This is a genomic window from Thermococcus profundus, assembly GCF_002214585.1.
GTDB lineage: Archaea > Methanobacteriota_B > Thermococci > Thermococcales > Thermococcaceae > Thermococcus > Thermococcus profundus.
Map to the genome: position 1 here is coordinate 1428181 of NZ_CP014862.1, position 16995 is coordinate 1445175.

Annotated in this window: 20 protein-coding genes; 17 read left to right on the top strand and 3 right to left on the bottom strand. The window is 54.9% G+C overall.

Translation table 11 applies throughout. From position 1 onward, the window contains the following. Positions 1-9 precede the first annotated feature (9 nt). A complete protein-coding gene (locus A3L09_RS07725) occupies positions 10-891 on the bottom strand; it encodes a dihydrodipicolinate synthase family protein (RefSeq protein ID WP_088858397.1) in 882 nt (293 codons plus the stop codon). Positions 892-1003: 112 nt separating this feature from the next. Between A3L09_RS07725 and A3L09_RS07730 the strand changes: the two genes are divergently transcribed. Then, positions 1004-2080 (top strand): AAA family ATPase, encoded by a 1077-nt coding sequence (locus A3L09_RS07730; RefSeq protein WP_088858398.1) that lies wholly within the window; start codon positions 1004-1006, stop codon positions 2078-2080. Here the strand turns inward: A3L09_RS07730 and A3L09_RS07735 are convergent, their stop codons facing one another. Further along, entirely contained in the window at positions 2081-4009 is a 1929-nt protein-coding gene (locus A3L09_RS07735) for an arginine--tRNA ligase (RefSeq protein ID WP_088858399.1), read from the bottom strand. Positions 4010-4081: 72 nt separating this feature from the next. On the opposite strand from A3L09_RS07735, the gene A3L09_RS07740 reads away from it, so the two are divergent. Continuing rightward, on the top strand, positions 4082-4360 hold the full coding sequence (locus tag A3L09_RS07740) for a lipoate protein ligase C-terminal domain-containing protein (protein ID WP_088858400.1): 279 nt from the start codon (positions 4082-4084) through the stop codon (positions 4358-4360). A gap of 5 nt (positions 4361-4365) precedes the next feature. Continuing rightward, complete coding sequence (locus A3L09_RS07745) at positions 4366-4932, top strand: stage II sporulation protein M (RefSeq protein WP_088858401.1); 567 nt, start codon at positions 4366-4368, stop codon at positions 4930-4932. Between the two features lie 8 nt (positions 4933-4940). On the opposite strand, the gene A3L09_RS07750 is transcribed toward A3L09_RS07745, so the two are convergent. Further along, on the bottom strand, positions 4941-6200 hold the full coding sequence (locus tag A3L09_RS07750) for a radical SAM protein (protein WP_088858402.1): 1260 nt from the start codon (positions 6198-6200) through the stop codon (positions 4941-4943). A 159-nt stretch (positions 6201-6359) separates the two neighbouring features. Between A3L09_RS07750 and A3L09_RS07755 the strand changes: the two genes are divergently transcribed. From A3L09_RS07755 to nuoI, 14 genes are all read left to right on the top strand, one after another. Beyond that, positions 6360-6860, top strand: a complete 501-nt coding sequence (locus A3L09_RS07755) for an ACT domain-containing protein (protein ID WP_088858403.1) — start codon at positions 6360-6362, stop codon at positions 6858-6860. 290 nt (positions 6861-7150) lie between these two features. After that, complete coding sequence (locus A3L09_RS07760) at positions 7151-7681, top strand: Na+/H+ antiporter subunit E (protein ID WP_088858404.1); 531 nt, start codon at positions 7151-7153, stop codon at positions 7679-7681. Then, a complete protein-coding gene (locus A3L09_RS07765) occupies positions 7678-7932 on the top strand; it encodes a monovalent cation/H+ antiporter complex subunit F (protein ID WP_088858405.1) in 255 nt (84 codons plus the stop codon). The genes A3L09_RS07760 and A3L09_RS07765 overlap by 4 nt, the downstream gene beginning before the upstream one ends. Continuing rightward, positions 7929-8345, top strand: a complete 417-nt coding sequence (mnhG, locus tag A3L09_RS07770) for a monovalent cation/H(+) antiporter subunit G (protein WP_088858406.1) — start codon at positions 7929-7931, stop codon at positions 8343-8345. The genes A3L09_RS07765 and mnhG overlap by 4 nt, the downstream gene beginning before the upstream one ends. Then, on the top strand, positions 8342-8626 hold the full coding sequence (locus A3L09_RS07775) for a DUF4040 domain-containing protein (protein WP_088858407.1): 285 nt from the start codon (positions 8342-8344) through the stop codon (positions 8624-8626). The genes mnhG and A3L09_RS07775 overlap by 4 nt, the downstream gene beginning before the upstream one ends. Positions 8627-8628: 2 nt before the next feature. After that, positions 8629-9336, top strand: a complete 708-nt coding sequence (locus A3L09_RS07780; protein WP_088858408.1) for a Na(+)/H(+) antiporter subunit B — start codon at positions 8629-8631, stop codon at positions 9334-9336. Beyond that, positions 9333-9689: an NADH-quinone oxidoreductase subunit K gene (locus A3L09_RS07785; RefSeq protein ID WP_088858409.1), complete on the top strand. Its 357-nt coding sequence runs from the start codon at positions 9333-9335 to the stop codon at positions 9687-9689. Before A3L09_RS07780 ends, A3L09_RS07785 begins: the two co-directional genes overlap by 4 nt. Then, positions 9686-11173 (top strand): proton-conducting transporter transmembrane domain-containing protein, encoded by a 1488-nt coding sequence (locus A3L09_RS07790; RefSeq protein WP_088858410.1) that lies wholly within the window; start codon positions 9686-9688, stop codon positions 11171-11173. The genes A3L09_RS07785 and A3L09_RS07790 overlap by 4 nt, the downstream gene beginning before the upstream one ends. Further along, positions 11170-13032: a proton-conducting transporter transmembrane domain-containing protein gene (locus A3L09_RS07795; protein ID WP_088858411.1), complete on the top strand. Its 1863-nt coding sequence runs from the start codon at positions 11170-11172 to the stop codon at positions 13030-13032. Before A3L09_RS07790 ends, A3L09_RS07795 begins: the two co-directional genes overlap by 4 nt. After that, on the top strand, positions 13033-13926 hold the full coding sequence (locus A3L09_RS07800; protein ID WP_088858412.1) for a respiratory chain complex I subunit 1 family protein: 894 nt from the start codon (positions 13033-13035) through the stop codon (positions 13924-13926). Positions 13927-13945: 19 nt separating this feature from the next. Continuing rightward, the gene (locus A3L09_RS07805) at positions 13946-14527 is read left to right on the top strand and encodes a NuoB/complex I 20 kDa subunit family protein (protein ID WP_394335193.1); all 582 of its coding nucleotides are present in this window, start codon (positions 13946-13948) and stop codon (positions 14525-14527) included. After that, positions 14518-15105, top strand: a complete 588-nt coding sequence (locus A3L09_RS07810) for an NADH-quinone oxidoreductase subunit C (protein ID WP_198362265.1) — start codon at positions 14518-14520, stop codon at positions 15103-15105. The genes A3L09_RS07805 and A3L09_RS07810 overlap by 10 nt, the downstream gene beginning before the upstream one ends. Positions 15106-15115: 10 nt before the next feature. Next, complete coding sequence (locus A3L09_RS07815; protein WP_088858413.1) at positions 15116-16300, top strand: NADH-quinone oxidoreductase subunit D; 1185 nt, start codon at positions 15116-15118, stop codon at positions 16298-16300. Between the two features lie 5 nt (positions 16301-16305). Next, positions 16306-16983: an NADH-quinone oxidoreductase subunit NuoI gene (gene nuoI / locus A3L09_RS07820; protein ID WP_088858414.1), complete on the top strand. Its 678-nt coding sequence runs from the start codon at positions 16306-16308 to the stop codon at positions 16981-16983. Positions 16984-16995 lie beyond the last annotated feature (12 nt).

The window sequence follows — 16995 nt, forward strand, 5'->3', positions numbered from 1 at the left end:
GTCTAGCATTCAGCCCAGCACCTCCTCAATGAGTCTCCTTATCTCCTCTTTCGTTTCTTCTCCATCTACAACGTAGGGGGGCCTGAGGACGGGCTTTATTGAAAAGCCCCTTATGCTCATGGCGAGCTTTATGGCGGAGCCGAAGGAGGAGGCCAGGTCGTAGACCTTTGAAAGCTTCGCGAGCTTCTTCGCGTACTCAAAGGCCTCCTCAAAGCGCTTCTCGTTGAAGGCCCTGTAGAGGCGGACGTGGAGCTCAGGGGCAAAGTTAGCGCACGCCATTATTCCGCCGTCGCCGCCGAGGATCAGCGTGTTGAGGAAGTGCTGGTCGAGGCCGGTAAAGACTTTGAAGTCCTTTCTTTCGCCCTTGATCTCAAGAACAACGTCTCTGACGTGGTTTATGCTGTCTATCGTCTCTTTCACACCTGCGATGTTTGGATACTCCAGAGCCAGGTTCCTTATGAGGGAGACGCTCAGCGGGTTTGCGCATGAGGGGATGTTGTAGAGTATAATAGGAATATCGGTTTTCTCGGCCACCATCGAGTAGTGCTTGAAGAGGGCCTCCTCTTTGAGCGGGCAGTAATAGGGCGGTGCTATGACCGCGTAGTCCGCTCCGATGTCCTGGGCGTGCTTTGTGAGTTCGATCACTTCGAACGTGTTCGATGAGGCGGTGCCGACGAGGTAGAAAGTGGAGCTTACAAGCTCACGGCCTTTTTCGGCCAAAAACTTTCTCTCCTCTTTGCTGAGGCTCGTGAACTCTCCGGTCGTCGCGTTTATGAATATTCCGTGGACTCCGACCTTTTGAAGGTAGTCGACGTGCTCTTCAAGGGCTGGCAGGTCTATCGAGTAGTCCTCGTTGAAAGGAGTTACGAGAGGCACAATTACACCGCGCATGAAATCACCAGTGGGAATACGTCAAAGGAGTATTTTAGGGTTAGGATGGGAAAATACCTTACAGAAAACCTTAAGTATCGGTACCGATACTTGGTATCGGGGGCGATACTTAATGCTGTTTGATCCAAGGCCGAAAGAGAGGCGGGAGGAAATCTTTGATAGGGAGAAGGAACTGGAGAAAATACTCAACGGAATGAATGAGTATCCGATAAGCCTCATCATTGGAATCAGACGTGTGGGGAAAAGTTCCCTGTTAAAAGTTGCCCTGAACGAGTATTCTGGTGTTGGAATCTACATAGACACCCGTCGCCTCTATTCCTCCGGTAGCGGCAGCATAAGCTCAGCCACGCTCGTTGACGAGATAACTAGGATACTCCTCGGGAAGGGCAGGGTTGGTTTCCTTAGGGGCATCAAGGTTGAGGGGGTAAGCTTTGCCGGTCTCCACTTAAAACCCCGCGAATCAAGCTGGATTGACGTTCTGGACGGGCTTGAGCAGCTTGGGAGAAAAACTGGAGAGAAAGTGGTTATCGCCTTTGATGAGGCCCAGTACCTCCGCTTTTTTGGCTCTAGAGGGGGTAAAGACTTCCTCGCTGGAGTGGCTTATGCATACGATTCGCTTCCAAACGTTAGCTTTATATTCACGGGTTCCGAGGTGGGGCTCCTCCACGACTTCGTTGGAATCGACGACTATTCCAGCCCCCTCTACGGCAGAATATCAGAGGAAGTTGAGATAAAACCGTTCTCCAGGGAGCTCTCAGAGGAGTTCCTGAGGAGGGGATTCGAGGAGGTTGGACTTAAAGTCCCTGAAGAAGAGATAATACTGGCAGTAGACAGCCTCGATGGTATCCCAGGATGGCTTGTGGAATTCGGCTTCAATTACTGGAAGAAGGGGAGCTTCAAGGCGGCTATGGAAGCGACCATGAATAGGGCAAAGGCAATGATAAAGGAGGAACTCTTTGAGCTGGAGAAGCGCTCTCCCCGCTACGCTTTGATTCTAAAGGCAATCTCAATTGGGCTTTCAAGGTGGTCTCAGATAAAAGACTACGTGGAAGCTAAAGGCGGTCCCGTGACCAATGCGCGCCTCAACAGCCTTCTCGTGAACCTGGAGAAAATGGGCTGGATAAAGAAGGAGAAAGGCCGCTACCTGATGGTAGACCCCGTTGTGGAAAAAGTGGTTAGAGAGGACTGATCACATCCTCTCCGGGGCCTCAATGCCGAGAACCTCAAGCCCGTTCCTGAGGACCTGCTTGACAGCCAGGACAAGGAGCAGGCGCTCCTCCCTGATTCCCTCCTCCGCCTTCAGTACTGGGTGATCCATGTAGAACTTGTTGAAGAAGCTCGCGAGGTCGTTGAGGTACGCTGGAATAAGGTGCGGCTTAACGTCCTTCCCAGCATTCTGAAGAACCTCCGGGAACTTCGCGAGGAGCTTGATGAGCTCCTTCTCCCTGCTGGTCAGCTTTGAGAAGTCCGCCCTCTCAAGCAGGGCCTTCCAGTCCGTTTCTATCCCGCTCTCTCCTGCCTTTCTGAGTATTGAGGCGCAACGGGCGTGAGCGTACTGGAGGTACGGTGCACTGTCGCCCTCGAAGTTCAGCACATCATCCCAACGGAAGGTGATTATCTTGTCCGGACTGTACTTGACGAGGTTGTAGCGGACGGCTCCGACGCCAACGGCCTCGGCTATCTCGTTCTTCTCCTCGTCGCTTAAGCTGGGGTTCTTCTGCTCAACGAGCTCCCTCGCCCTCTGGACGGCCTCGTTGAGGACCTCATCGACGGTGAAGCCGACCCACGTTCCCTTCCTTCCTGAGAATGAGCCTTCAGGCCTAACAACGTGCTCGTAGGCAAGATGGTGGAAGTTCTCGGCGGCATCTTCAAATCCCAAGAGCTGGAGAGCATATTTTATCGCCATCTGCGGGTGCTTCTGCTCGGCACCGATGACATTGATGACTATATCTGCCCTCCCGAACTTACCAGGCATCTCCTTCCCATCTGGAGCAGTCGTCCAGGTCTCGTGGTCCTCTTTCTTGTCCCAGGGTTTGTAGAGCATATCGGCACTCACCTTACCAAACTTCCAGAGGTGGTAGGCTATGTCCTTGCCCGTGTAGGTTGCCGTCCCGTCGCTCCTCTTGAGAACGAGGAAGGGGTTCTTCATGTCAGGGAAGAGCTTCCTGAGATCCATCACGAAGGCTCCCTTATACTTGCCCTCCGTAGCCCAGAAGAAGTTCTCGTTCTTCTCTATCAGCTCGTATGCTTCTCCGAAGATGCCGCTCTTCATTATGTCGCTCTCCCAGCTGAGGAGGTCGTAGGCTATGCCCATGCGGTAAGTAGTGAGCATCTGCGCCCTAACGACGCGCTCAGCGAGCTTCCTCCCGGTTTCCGCTATCTCGTTGTTGCCCTCTTCGAGCTTCTTCATCAGCTCGCGGACTTCCTTATCAACCTCTGGATCCTCCTCGAGCCTCTTGTTCACCTCGACGTAGAGCAGGCCCATCACGTGGTCTATGAAGTCCTCCTTCAGGCCCTTCCCCCAGAGCTCACTCTCTATCTTCTCGAACTCTTCCTTCAGGTTGAGGTAGCCCCAGAGAACCTGGGCGAACTGGACGCCGAGGTCGTCTATGTAGTTCTGGACTTCAACGGTGTAGCCGAGCTTCCCCATAATCCTCGCCATAGTGTCGCCGAGAACTGAGTTCCTAGCGTGTCCCATGTGGAGCGGCTTCGTCGGGTTCACAGAGGTGTGTTCAACTATGACCTTCTTTCCAGCCCCGATTTCGCTCTCGCCGTATTTCTCGCCCTTCTCGAGTATCTCACCAACGAGCTCCCTTCCAAACCTGCCGTAATCGAGGTAGAAGTTTATGTAGCCGTTCACGGCTTTGACGTCCGCTACTTCTTCCGGAAGCCTTCCCTTCAGCCTCTCGACTATTTCCTCTGCTATGAGCTTCGGGGCCCTCCTGAAGACCCTCGCCAGCTGAAATGAAACTGTGGTCGCGAAATCCCCAAGCTCGATGCTTGGCGTTTCATCGAAGATTATCTCACCGTTCCATTCCCTTCCAGCTTCGGTGAGCATCTCATCAAGCGTTTCTTGGAGGATGAGCTTTACACGTTCCTTAACTTCCACATAACCCATTTACACCACCGCTCCCACTTGGGCCCAACCTTTAAAAACTTCTCCCGCGGATTTACTATGGAGGTGAGTGGGATGAAACACCACGTCGGCGAGCACAAGGCTAGGAAGGGCCTCATAAGGATCGAATTTGATGAGGAGAACGGCGTTGCGGAGCACGTTAAGATCACCGGCGACTTCTTCATGCATCCCGAGGAGGCCGTCCACGATCTAGAGGAGAAGCTAGAGGGACACAGAATTGAAGAGCTTGAGGCCGTTATGGACGAGTTCTTTGCAATGAGGATGGACGTTGAAATGCCCTACGTGAACGTCGAGGACTTCAAGATAGCCCTCAAAAAGGCATTAGAAGGGTGAAAACAGTGATATTCACGTCACCCGACGCCAGGGAGAGGGCAAAGGAGCATTTCATACTTTTAACCGCCGGTTTTACCGCCGCCGCTATCCTCGGGGCGGTTGTGGCCCTGGCAATGCCCGAAATGTCCCTTAGAATCTTTAGGGACATAGGGAGGTCAATAGCGAACAAAGTGAGAGCAGACAGTCCGCTTCACACGTTCGCGTCAATCTACATAAACAACCTAAGCGTTGCAACCTCAGCCTACGCCCTGGGCATCATCTTTGGAATCGTGCCGTGGATCGTCATTTTGACGAACGGCTTCATCCTCGGGCTTGTGCTGGCAATTGTAATCTCAAACGACTTCCTGAGTCCGACACAGGCGGTCCTTGCCATCCTGCCCCACGGAATACTGGAGATACCAGCTATAATACTCTCCGCCACAGCCGGGATAATGCTCTACAGGGGGACCCTAAAGAAAGAGGGGAGGGACGTGGTTTACTCATCCCTCAGGGTGTACGCACTCTCGGCGGTGATGCTGCTCTTCGCGGCCTTCGTAGAGGCGTACGTAACGCCGGCGGTGGCGGGCGTCTGAACTCGAACTCACACTGGCGTTCCTATGTAGATCCCGTGCCTCGTCCTGACTATCTTTACTTTTACCCTATCTCCAACCTTAGCGTCGGTGTTTATGACCTCTATTAGCCTGTTCCTGGCCTTCGCTATCATCTCACCCTTTATCCTTCCGGGCAGAACGATCTCCGCCTTCACGACCTCCCCGGGCCTGAAGGCCAGGGGGATGAACTCGCGCTTCTCCATACCGAAGTGCTTGGGCTTCAAAACTAGGGGCCTCATACCGGTTTTCTCCTCCAGCGAGCGGAGCCAGGCATAGAACTCCTTGAACGGGATCACACGGGCTATAGTAGGATTCCTGCCGAACTTGTAAGGGACGTAGTTCTGGAAGCCGAGGGCAGGCCAGCGTTTTCCAGCGCCGATCTTCCTCGCGAACTCTATGAAAGCCTCCGCCTCGTCGTCGTTTACCCCGAAGATTATGACGGGAGCTATAAGGACGTCTATCCCAGCGTTTACCAGGGCTTCAGCCATCTCCAAGACGTGCTCCAAATCGTAGTCCTTTCTTCCCATCAGCATCTTCGCCTTGTCAGGATCAAGGGAGTGCACCGAGAGGTTCACCCTATCCAAACCAGCCTCGGCCAGCTCCTCTACCAGCCTGTCGGTCAACAGCGTTCCGTTGCTCTGCATGGAAATTACTGAGACGTTGGGATGCTCTTTCAAAGCCTGCACTAACTCGACTCGGAAAGGGTATATGAGAGGCTCGCCCTGACCGTCAAGATGAGCCTCAAGTCCCTTCCCCTTTATTCTGGCGACTTCGTCGAACCACTTCACCAGGTAGTCTATATCAACGACGTAGTCGAGCTTTCTCGTTCTGGAATACGGTCCCTCGTCGACGGAGCAGAACACGCAGCTTAAGTTGCAACCGCTCACTCCCCTGACCTGAATGAGGTTGGTGCCCCTGTCGATCAGGCCAAATGCGTTGTAGCCGAGGAGGGGAATATCAAGCCCCTCGTGGATGTAGAGAATTTTCCTGCCGGTGTAGCGGTTTCTGAGCCTAGCCCCAAGGTTGTTCTGTATGTAAATGGCGAGGAAGGGCTCGATCTTCTCGTAGTCGGTGTCCACCACGAGGGATCCGTCCCTAACTCCGATTTCGGGGCTCACCCTAAACTTCCGTCGGATGGCCCTCTCGATCTCGCCCTTCTCAAAGTCAGCGTAGAGGGTGTCGCGCCAGATCAGCCTTACTAAATCGCCGTGATCCTCGAACCGCGAATTGGGAAACCTGACCTCTATCATGCCCGTGGCTTGGAGCGACCTCTTAAAAACCGCACGATGGACAAAAAATCCATCCGAAACGCTTTTAAATATGGCCAGGACTGGACCCATGCGGACATGGAAACATTTTAATATCAGTGATGCAAAAAGGTTAGTGATGAACTACAATGGGTGATGAGGATGTGGGGAAAGATCGAGCATTACTTTGATGAGTATCCAGTGAGGAAGGTTATAGCGAAAACCCTGCTCAAGTACGGCCTCAGGGTCTCCGATGACCTGAAGATAAAGGCAGGCGACATCGAGGTCCCCTACACGAAGATCGCAAAGGCCCTGGACGTTGACAGAAGGGTGGTCAAGGAGACCGTCGGGATGATACTCAAGATACCCGAGCTCAAGGAGATATACACCAACCTCGAGCCGACGGTTCACATGAAGTACGTTGGAAGGCACGTTGGCTACGGCGTCATCGAGATTGAACCCGAGCCGAGGGCCGTTGGAATACTGGCAAAGATAGCTCAGAAGATCGCGGACAGGGGAATAAACATCGTCCAGGTTGTCGCAGAGGATCCGGAGCTCTATCCAGAGGCTACCCTCACGATAATCACCGAGAAGCCGATACCGGGGGATCTCATAAACGAGCTCTCAAAGCTTGAGGGAGTCAAGAGGATTTCAATCTACTGAGCCCTCTTCTCCGTTTACCCACTGTTTTTGCAGTCTGTTCTTTCCACGGAGTACAAGGGGTCGCCACCAACAGGCGTGAATGTCCGCAGGGAAATTTCTGGCTTCAATTATTCATTGCGCCATAAAGAACCCTTCCCAACATCAAAGAACAAATCTGATACCTCTATTTTAACCAAGGGTTTTAAACCTTAGTTCTTCGTAGGTAACGTTTATAAGCAATTGTTTTGAACCAGAGATTAGCTTCATTTAACCTGTTCAAATGTGTCCACCAACCGTTGGAGGTTGATGATATGGAAGAAGCAAGCAAAATAAGCAGGTATCTGTACACGGTGATCATACTGTTCTTGATATGGCTGTTCCTAACGGCCAGCACTGACGCTCAGGAACTCGAAATGGGGCTGGTGCTCTCCCTCATAATAGGGGCCCTCACATATCCGATATTCACCACAAGGGGACTAGCGAACCTTCATCCCAAGAGGGTTGCCTACGCAGTGGCATACGCGCCGTACTTCCTCTGGGCCATGATCATGGCGAACCTCGACGTTGCTTACAGGGTTCTCCACCCTGCAAGGCCGATAAGACCCGGCATCGTCCACTGCAAGACCGTTCTTAAGACCAACCCCGGCAAGCTCGCCCTTGCGAACTCAATAACCCTGACACCGGGAACCATAACCCTCGACGTTGACGATGACGACTACTTTATCCACTGGATATGGGTTCCGGACGAAGCTCTGACCGAGAACGAGGAGGAGCACGTTAAGGCTGCCTCCAGAAACATAACCGAACCCTTTGAAAAGTTTCTGAAGGTGATCTTCGGATGATAGGGGTAAACATCTACCTAGCTCTGATAGCGATAGCAACTTTCCTCAGCATGTACAGGGTATTCAGGGGGCCGACGACGGTTGACAGACTCGTCGCTGTTGATATCATGACCACCATCACGGCGGGGCTCATGGTGCTCTTTGCGCTCTACTACAAGCGCATGATATTCCTCGACGTGGCCCTCGTCTACGCGGTGCTCGCCTTCGGCGGAGTTATAGCCTTTGCAAGGTACCTGGAGGGAGGCCTATGAACGCGCTCGCCGCTCTCGGTGAAATCCTCGTCTTCATAGGGACGTTCTTCTACTTCCTCTCAGCACTCGGTCTCATCAGGATGCCCGACGTTTACAACAGGATGCAGACGTCCACAAAGAGCGCGACCCTGGGTTCTCTCGGCGTCATGATCGGCGTCGGGATCTGGGCCCTCGGTGAGGACTTCGGAAGCGTTGCCTGGCTCACAAAGACGATAGTAATCTCGGTCTTCCTCCTGCTCACCAACCCGATAAGCGCCCACACCCTCATAAGGGCAGCGTACAAGAGCGGCATTCCCCTCTGGGAGGGCAGCGTGATGGACAAGTACCGCGAGCACATAGAGGCTAAGGCCAAAGAGGCAGAGACCGTTGGAGCTCCCGAGAGTGAAACTCCGGAGGAGGGTGGTGAGGAATGAACTGTATAACCTGTATCGAGTACATAGTAGTGACCCTTATGGTAATCTCAGCAATACTAGCCGTCGAGTGGAGGGATCTGCTCGCGGCAGTCGTTGGAATGGCGGCAGTTAGCCTCTTCGCCTCACTGCTGTTCTTCATGCTCCAGGCCCCGGACGTCGCGATGACCGAGGCGGCGATAGGTGCGGCACTCAGCGGAGCGGTGTTCATCTTCGCCATCAAGAGAACCCAGCGCTTTGAGACCGAAGAGGAGGAGAAGCCCGGCTGGTGGGTGAGGTGGTGAAAATGCTCAAGCGTTCTCTTGCGATAATCACCATCCTGATAATAGGCTACTGGCTGGCCCAGAGCCTCGCTGGAGTCCCCTTCGGGGAGGACAAGATGCTCGTTGGACAGTATTACCTTGACCACGTCAAGGATCAGACTGGTGCAGTAAACGCCGTAACTGCAATAGTCGTCAACTACCGTGGTTTCGATACCCTCGGTGAGGTCACAGTCCTGTTCATCGCCTCAACCGGAGTTGGAGCGCTCCTCTGGAGAAAGAGAAAGAAGAGGACTGCAAAGACCGAGGGTTCAGTTGTCCTGACGACTGGAAGCGAACTCCTGTTCCCGTTCGTGGTTCTGTTCGGTTCATACATATTCATCCACGGACACCTGACACCGGGAGGAGGTTTCCCGGGTGGGGCAACGATAGCCACCGCGTTCCTCCTGCTCTACATGGCCTTCGTCTCCTACGAGATCCCGCACAAGGCCTTTGAGAAGACAGAGGGATTAGCGGGAATGGGCTACGTTCTCGTCGGCCTCACAGGCCTTGCCATAGGGGGATACTTCCTCTTCGACTGGATATGGCAGACCTGGCAGTGGGGCACCGGCAACATAGGCAGGCTCTTCAGCGGAGGGTTCATACCGATCATCTACACCCTGATCGGCATCAAGGTCGGCACGGAGCTCAGCGGAATCATCGACAACATGCTCAAGGAGGAGGTGAGAGAATGAACGTTCCCGACATAAGCGTCTACTACTTCGGAGCGATCTCCCTCATCCTCATCGGCCTCTACGCGGTGCTCGTGAAGAAGAACCTGCTGAAGATGCTCGTGGGGCTCAGCATAATGGAGACCGGTGTCAACCTCCTCCTGATCAGCGTTGGGTACGTCTCAGGAAAGAGCGCCCCGATACTGAGTGAGGGGATAGGCCCAAAGGGAGCCGTCGACCCGATTCCCCAGGCACTTGTCCTCACGGCAATAGTCATCGGTGTCGCCACGACCGCTATGGCCCTTAGTGCTGCTATAATCCTTTACGAGAGGTACGGTACGCTTAACGTTGAGGAGATAAGGAGGTTGAGAGGATGAACGGGCAGTACGCTTCACTCCTCATCGCGTTGCCCCTGATCAGTGCCTTCTTCGTCCCGCTGATCAAGGGACTTGGAAACAAGGCCGTAAAATACTACCTGATACTGATAACCGCCATTCAGGCTGGAATAGCGGGATGGGTATTCAGCGAGGTCTACAGAACTGGAGAGCCGATAATAGTCATGGCCGGCGGCTGGAGGCCACCGGTTGGAATCAACCTCTACATCGGCCACTTCGCGGCCCTCTTCGTGCTCATAGTTGCAATAGTCAGCTTCTTCATGGCAATCTTCAGCCTGAAGGCGGTTGAGACCGAGCCGATAGACAAGTACGCCATGCTCTTCCTGCTCCTCATGCTTGGAGCGACTGGTATGATAGCGACGGGCGATATCTTCAACCTCTTCGTCTTCATGGAGATAACATCCATAACCGCCTACGCCCTCACAGCCTACAACAAGACGGGAGAGGCTGCCGAGGCTTCACTCAAGTACATGATACTTGGGGGAATCGGCTCAAGCTTCTTCCTTATCGGCATAGCCCTCATCTACGGAGCGACCGGAACCCTCAACATGGCCCACCTGGCGATCCTCGCGGGCGGCATCGATGCCAAGGTCGCTGAGGCTGGACTTGCGCTCCTCATATTCGGCCTTGCGGTCGAGGCAGAGCTCTTCCCGCTCAATGCGTGGGCGCCGGATGCATACCAGGCCGCACCGCATCCGATAACCGCCATGTTCTCGGCCTTCGTCGTCAAAGCTGGTATCTACGCGGCCGCCAGGCTCCTCTACATAATGCAGGGCGCAAGCGGCTGGAGCTCCGTCCTCAAGTTGGTCGTAACGATGGCCGCCCTGACGGTGTTCGTTGCCGAGTTCGCGGCCCTGAGACAGAAGGACGTCAAGAGGATGATCGCTTACTCATCCATAAGCCAGATAGGCATGATAGCCTTCGCCCTGGCCCTTGGAACGCAGGCAGGCGTTGAGGCTGGAGTTTTCCACATGGTCAACCACGCCATAGTAAAAGCACTCCTGTTCCTCGCCGTCGGCTACGTTGGGATAGCCCTCGGGGGAACTAGGATTGAGAACTTCGCTGGTCTCGGCAAGAGGATGCCGCTGACTGCCTTAGCCGTGACGGTGGGTTCCCTATCAGCCATCGGACTGCCGATGTTCAACATCTTCTGGAGCAAGCTCAGGATCCTCCTGGCGGGTGTGGACGCGGGCTACACCTGGGGCGTGGCACTGATCCTCGGCGCCAGCGTCGTGGAGGCAGTCTATTACCTCAGGCTCATCCACACCATTTGGTTCACCGGGGAAGGCGAAAGGATCCGCGAAAACCTCGCCATAGGCACCATAGCGGTCTTCCTAGTACTGCTGATCATCTTCATAGGAATCTACCCGAACTACTTCTGGACAGTGTCCCAGAAGGCTGGTGAGGATATATTCAACGTCGTTCAGTACGTTAAGAACGTTCCTCTAATGGGGGTGGGACCATGAGCTTCATACCCGCTGACTACGTTATACCTCTCCTGCTACTCGTTCCGGCGGTAAGCGGAGTGCTGGCATGGATATTTGACACAAAGGGAATACGGGAGATACTGGGGCTTATAGGGGGCCTCACACCTCTGGTCATCATAGCGGCCACCTACGGCGACGTCACCGGTGAGCCCATAAACTACTCAATCAACGCTGGAGTCTTCACCCTCAACTTCCAGCTCAGCACAATGACCTGGTACTTCGCGGCGGTAGCGGCTGTCGTGGCCGCGGCAATGGTTTTCGGGCTGGTCTCAACTACTAAGAGCGGCTACGAGTGGATGTTCTCCCTCCTCAGCGTCACGGGCCTGCTGGGAGTATTCACCTCCCACGACTTTGCGGGCTTCTTCCTGTTCTGGGAGATAATGACCTTCGCCAGCTTCATGATGGTGCTCCGCTACAACAGGCACGCCTCCCTGAAGTACTTCGTGCTCAGCGTCATTGGAGCCTACTCGATGCTCCTCGCCATCGCAATAATCTACGCAAAGACCGGTGCCCTCGACTTCAGTGACGTTGCGAGGGCAATGGGACTCTCGGCGTACGGGATGGTGGACTTCGGAAGGACCGACACGATCCTCGTGTATGCACTGTTCCTCGTGGCCTTCGGCGTCAAGGCCGGAACCTGGCCCCTCCACGTCTGGGCTCCGGAGGCCTACAGCGAGACCAACCAGAGCTACACCAGCTTCTTCAGCGGCGCCCTGAGCAAGGCCGGAATCTTCGGTTTCGTACTGGTCTACGCACTGATGGCAGGGAAGCTCTACGTTGAGCTCGGATCCTTCCACGGGCACCCGACCTTCACCTACATCTTCGCGTGGCTCGGAGCGATAACCGTGGTGGTTGCCAGCTTCCTAGCCGTCCTTCAGGAAGATATAAGGAAGCTCCTCGCCTACTCATCCGTCGGTCAGGTCGGCTACATACTCCTGGCCATCGGAGTCGGCAGCGGACTCGGCTTCGCGGGTGCGTTCTTCCACGTCCTCAGCCACGCCCTATTCAAGGGTCTCTTCTGGCTAGTCACCGCGGCCTTGATACTCAGGACCGGCAAGACGAGGTTTGAGGACTTTGGAGGGCTGGCCGAGAAGATGCCCATCACCTTTGCCATGGGACTCATAGCCGTCCTCAGCCTCGCTGGAATACCGCCGATGGCGGGCTTCGCGAGCAAGTGGCTCATCTATGAGGCGGCGATACAGGAGCACATGCCCCTCGTTGCTGGAGCGATCTTCCTCGGAAGCGCCCTGGCATTCGCGTACGTCGTCAGGTTCCTCTACGCGATCTGGTTCGGCCAGAGGCCGAGCGACCTCGACGATGTCCAGGAGGCACCACTCCCGCTCCTCATTGGCATGGGCATCCTCGGGCTCCTCAACGTGGTCTTCGGCATAGCCCCAGGACTCGTGGTGGACTTCCTCAACAAGTTCGTTAACACGGGCGTCGTTGTCGAGAGCTACTACTCGATCAGCACTGCAACCGGAACCTACAACGCCCTGAGCGTCGCCCTGATCCTCGTCGTCGGCATCGCCATAGCCGGGCTGATCTACATTTACGGCGCAAACGCCCGGAAGATACCCGTCACGAACACCTACCAGTCCGGTAACCCGGTTACGGAGGAGTTCAATCTCAGCATAAGGAGGAACTTCTACAGGCCGCTGGCGGAGGCCCTTGAGTTCTGGCTCAGGTACAGCTTCGACAGGTTCTACGAGAGGCTCTCAGGCATCTTCGAGGACTTCGCGGACTGGCTGAGGGAAGGCTTCTACAATGGAAACATCCAGTCCTACTCATGGTACTTGGCAGTGGTGCTTCTCATACTCGCGCTGTGGGGGGTGTTGTGAATGATAGACTGGAAGCTTATCCTTGAGGCCATTGGGATACTCATCTACGCGACCTTCATGGGCTTCATCTTCATGGGCATAGAGAGGAAGGCCATGGCTAGGATACAGAGGAGAATCGGCCCGCCGATCTACCAGCCTATAATCGACACACTCAAACTCCTGGGCAAGAAGGAGAGCGTCAGCCACGGCTTCATCTACGACTTCGGACCGATCTTTGCCCTGGGGGCAACGATAACCGCCCTCCTCTTCCTTCCCGTCGCCAACTTTCAGCTCTTCAGCAGCAACGCGGACCTCATCGTAGTTGCCTACCTCCTGGAGGTTCCAATGCTGGGAATAATGCTCGGTGCGATGAGCTCAGGCAACCCGTACTCAGCCGTCGGTGTCCAGCGTGGGCTTTTGACCATGGTGGCCATGCAGCTTCCCTACGGCCTCGCGTTGATAGCAATAGTCCAGCACTTCGAAACATTCAAACTGAGTGAGATCGTCGCCCTCCAGAGCTTAAACGGGTGGAGCATACTGGTTCCGGCACTCCTGCTGGCCATGATAGTCTTCGACATAGTCTTCCAGGCGATGCTCGGTCTGGAGCCCTTCGACATAATCACCGCCCCGGCAGAAATTTCAATGGGTCCGATGGTCGAGTACGGAGGCAAGCACGCCGCGATACTTTTCACCCAGCACGCAGTACAGCTCTTCGCTGAAACGACGTTCTTTACCATACTGTTCCTGGGCGGTGCCAGCAACCTGCTAGAACTCCTCATCAAGCAGATAGCGGTGCTCTTCATAGCCATCTTCGTGGCCAGCATCTACCCGAGGTTCACAATTGACCAGGCGGCCAAGTTCTTCTGGAAGTGGCCGACGATAATCGGAATAATAGCCGTCCTCCTGACGATGTGAGGTGATGGTAATGAGCGAGATGCAGAACGGTGATGTGGTGCACTACGAACTGAAGGAGTTCCAGCTCTTCGAGCCCCTCTTCAGGTGGGCCAGGAAGAAGAGCCTCTGGATAGTGGCGTTCTGTACGGGATGCGGCGGTATAGAGATGCCGCCGCTCGCCACTGCCAGGTACGATTTCGAGCGCTTCGGAATAATGCCCAACCCCGCCCCAAGGATGGGCGACCTCTTCCTCATCACTGGATACGTTACTCCAAAGACGCTCAAGAGGATAATCATAACCTACGAGATGATGCAGGATCCCAAGTACGTCCTCGCCCACGGCTCCTGCCCGATAAACGGTGGGGTCTACTGGGACTCCTACAACGTCGTCAAACAGCTCGACAAGTACATACCGGTTGACGTGGCCATAGCCGGCTGCATGCCGAGGGCGGAGGCAGTCATGGACGGGATCATGACCATCATGAAGAAGATCGAAGATGGAACCGCCGACGGCTGGAAGCGCTATAGGGAGAACTACGAATACTACAGGAAGAACCAGGACGAACTCTTCGGGGAAGGCTGGCGCGAGAAGGACGCTAGGAGGTGGCTCGCATGGATATGAAAGAGAAGCCCAAGGTCGAGGAGAAAGTCCAGGGGGAGACAACCGTGGAGGAGAAGCCGACCCTGCCCGACACCAAAGAGGGAAAGCTCGTGAAGGCGCTCATTGAAAAAGCCCCATACGCGGAGGGGGAGGTTATACGCGAGAGACGCATCAAGTTCACAGTCCCAGTTGAGAGGATACACGAGTTCCTTGAGTTAGCGAGCGAGAAGTTCGAGATGCTCATGCAGATAAGCGTTGTCGACTGGCTCAAGGAGGGACAGTTCGAGGTAACCTATCAGCTCTGGAGCGTGAGCGAGAGCGTTCATGCCTTTGTAAAGGTGAGGATACCAAGGGATGACGCCAAGCTCCCAACGGTCATGGACATCTGGCCGGTGGCGGAGACCTACGAGAGGGAAGCGCACGAGTTCTTCGGAATAGTCTTCGAGGGCAACCCGAGGCTCGGACCCTTCATACTCGAGCCGAGGGAGTACGAGAAGCACCCACTCAGGAAGGACTTCAACACGCTCTCCTACGTCAAGACCATCTACGGTGAGGACTTCGACCGCTATGATGAGAGCAAGACGAACTACGTGATATGAGGTGATGATCATGACGAATCCTGAAGTTCCGAAGGAGTTGAGGGAAGAGGCGAAGCAGCACGATATGTACCTCCACCCCATAGACAAGGACACCTACGAGCTGTTCTTCGGCCCACAGCACATGGCCACCGAGAACTTCAGCATAATCCTGAAGATGGACGGCAACAGGATAGAAAAGGCGATAGTCAACCCTGGCTTCCTCCACAGGGGTTTCGAGAAGCTCGCCGAGCACAGGCCTTACTTCAGCAACATCGCGTTGATCCTGCGTATCTGTGTCCCTGAGAGCGACGTCCCCGAGAACATCTACTCCATGGCCGTCGACGAGATAGTTGGCTGGGAGGTTCCAGACAGGGCCCAGTGGATAAGGACGGTCGTCCTCGAGATGGCAAGGATGGCAGCGTGGATGTTCTGGATAATGGGCTTTGGGAACGAGATAGGCCTCTACACAGCCGGCCAGTGGGCGGCAGCTTACCGTGAGAGGTTCATGCGTCTCTACGAGGAGCTCACCGGGGGAAGGGTTTACCACATCTACACTGTGCCTGGAGGGGTCAGGAGAGACATACCTGGCGACAGATGGCTCCGTCAGCTCAGGGACACCGTCGAATACATCAAGGGCAAGATGAAGGACTTCGATGAGATACTCTTCGACAACTACATTATGTTCGAGAGGACTGAGGGAGTAGGTGTCATGGACAAGAAGTTCGCCCTTAAACACGCTGTAACCGGGCCAAACCTCAGGGCAACGGGCGTTCCCTACGACGTCAGGAAGGACGACCCGTACCTCTACTACCCGGAGCTCGAGTTCGAGGTTCCGATCCTCAAAGAGGGCGACAGCCTCGCGAGAACCCTCGTCAGAAGATACGAAATGGAGCAGGACCTTTACATACTCGAACAGCTCCTCGACATGGGGCCGCCGAGCGGGCCCTACATGGTTCAGGATCCAAGGCTCAAGGCACTTCCGAGGTTCAAACCGCCTAAAGGAGAGGCCTATGCCCACGTGGAAAGCACCAAGGGTGACTTCGGGGTTTTCGTCGTCAGCGATGGAACCCACAAGCCTTACAGAGCCCACTTCCGCGGTCCAAGCCAGAGCCACGGCGTAACAGTGCTTGAGAAGCTCCTTGAGGGAGCGCGCCTTGCCGACGTCCCTGTCATATTGAAGACCCTGGACAACTGCCCGCCGGACATAGACAGGTGATGAAGATGGAGAGCGTTGAGAAGCCGAGGGTTAGGGTTGTGGGCGAGGAGAAGGTCAAGCTCAAGAAGTCATTCGTCAAGCCCTGGATGGGCATCAAGTACCTCTTCAAGAAGCCCGTAACGATAAAGATACCCTATGAGAAGATAGAGCCGGCTCCGAAGTACAGGGGCTTCCACACCCTCGATTGGAAGAAGTGCATAGGTTGCAACTTCTGCGGCCAGATATGCCCGGCCAGGGCAATAGAGATGACGTGGATAGAGGTGGACGGCAAGGTCGAGAAGAGGCCGCACCCGAAGGTGGACTACGGCAGGTGTACATTCTGCCAGTTCTGCGTTGACGTCTGCCCGACGGGTGCGCTGGGACACGTTGAGAACTACTACCTAACAACGGCCGGTCTTGAAGAGGATCTCCAGCTCTACGACTGGGTTCCCATCGATCCGAAGAAGGTGCGGGAGCTCAATGAGAAGTTCAACGACTACCGCTTCCCTGTTGAGAGAATCAAGTTCAACAAGGAGACGAAGGAGGTTACCTACTACCTCAGGGACGGCACAGAGTTCAAATTCAAGATACTCGGCTACGGCCTCAAGCCCCCAGCGGCCGCCAAGCCAAAGCCCGCCGCCAAACCTGCGGAAAAGCCCGCAGAGAAAAAGGAAGAGCCCAAGTCCAAGGAAAAGAAGGAGTGAACTTTTCTTTTC

What these genes read in the sequence shown, in the direction of transcription:
- A3L09_RS07725 (WP_088858397.1), bottom strand. Translation starts at nt 891, where the DNA reads ATGCGCGGTGTAATTGTGCCTCTCGTAACTCCTTTCAACGAGGACTAC.
- A3L09_RS07730 (WP_088858398.1), top strand. Translation starts at nt 1,004, where the DNA reads ATGCTGTTTGATCCAAGGCCGAAAGAGAGGCGGGAGGAAATCTTTGAT.
- A3L09_RS07735 (WP_088858399.1), bottom strand. Translation starts at nt 4,009, where the DNA reads ATGGGTTATGTGGAAGTTAAGGAACGTGTAAAGCTCATCCTCCAAGAA.
- A3L09_RS07740 (WP_088858400.1), top strand. Translation starts at nt 4,082, where the DNA reads ATGAAACACCACGTCGGCGAGCACAAGGCTAGGAAGGGCCTCATAAGG.
- A3L09_RS07750 (WP_088858402.1), bottom strand. Translation starts at nt 6,200, where the DNA reads ATGATAGAGGTCAGGTTTCCCAATTCGCGGTTCGAGGATCACGGCGAT.
- A3L09_RS07755 (WP_088858403.1), top strand. Translation starts at nt 6,360, where the DNA reads ATGTGGGGAAAGATCGAGCATTACTTTGATGAGTATCCAGTGAGGAAG.
- A3L09_RS07760 (WP_088858404.1), top strand. Translation starts at nt 7,151, where the DNA reads ATGGAAGAAGCAAGCAAAATAAGCAGGTATCTGTACACGGTGATCATA.
- A3L09_RS07765 (WP_088858405.1), top strand. Translation starts at nt 7,678, where the DNA reads ATGATAGGGGTAAACATCTACCTAGCTCTGATAGCGATAGCAACTTTC.
- mnhG (WP_088858406.1), top strand. Translation starts at nt 7,929, where the DNA reads ATGAACGCGCTCGCCGCTCTCGGTGAAATCCTCGTCTTCATAGGGACG.
- A3L09_RS07775 (WP_088858407.1), top strand. Translation starts at nt 8,342, where the DNA reads ATGAACTGTATAACCTGTATCGAGTACATAGTAGTGACCCTTATGGTA.
- A3L09_RS07780 (WP_088858408.1), top strand. Translation starts at nt 8,629, where the DNA reads ATGCTCAAGCGTTCTCTTGCGATAATCACCATCCTGATAATAGGCTAC.
- A3L09_RS07785 (WP_088858409.1), top strand. Translation starts at nt 9,333, where the DNA reads ATGAACGTTCCCGACATAAGCGTCTACTACTTCGGAGCGATCTCCCTC.
- A3L09_RS07790 (WP_088858410.1), top strand. Translation starts at nt 9,686, where the DNA reads ATGAACGGGCAGTACGCTTCACTCCTCATCGCGTTGCCCCTGATCAGT.
- A3L09_RS07795 (WP_088858411.1), top strand. Translation starts at nt 11,170, where the DNA reads ATGAGCTTCATACCCGCTGACTACGTTATACCTCTCCTGCTACTCGTT.
- A3L09_RS07800 (WP_088858412.1), top strand. Translation starts at nt 13,033, where the DNA reads ATGATAGACTGGAAGCTTATCCTTGAGGCCATTGGGATACTCATCTAC.
- A3L09_RS07805 (WP_394335193.1), top strand. Translation starts at nt 13,946, where the DNA reads ATGCAGAACGGTGATGTGGTGCACTACGAACTGAAGGAGTTCCAGCTC.
- A3L09_RS07810 (WP_198362265.1), top strand. Translation starts at nt 14,518, where the DNA reads ATGGATATGAAAGAGAAGCCCAAGGTCGAGGAGAAAGTCCAGGGGGAG.
- A3L09_RS07815 (WP_088858413.1), top strand. Translation starts at nt 15,116, where the DNA reads ATGACGAATCCTGAAGTTCCGAAGGAGTTGAGGGAAGAGGCGAAGCAG.
- nuoI (WP_088858414.1), top strand. Translation starts at nt 16,306, where the DNA reads ATGGAGAGCGTTGAGAAGCCGAGGGTTAGGGTTGTGGGCGAGGAGAAG.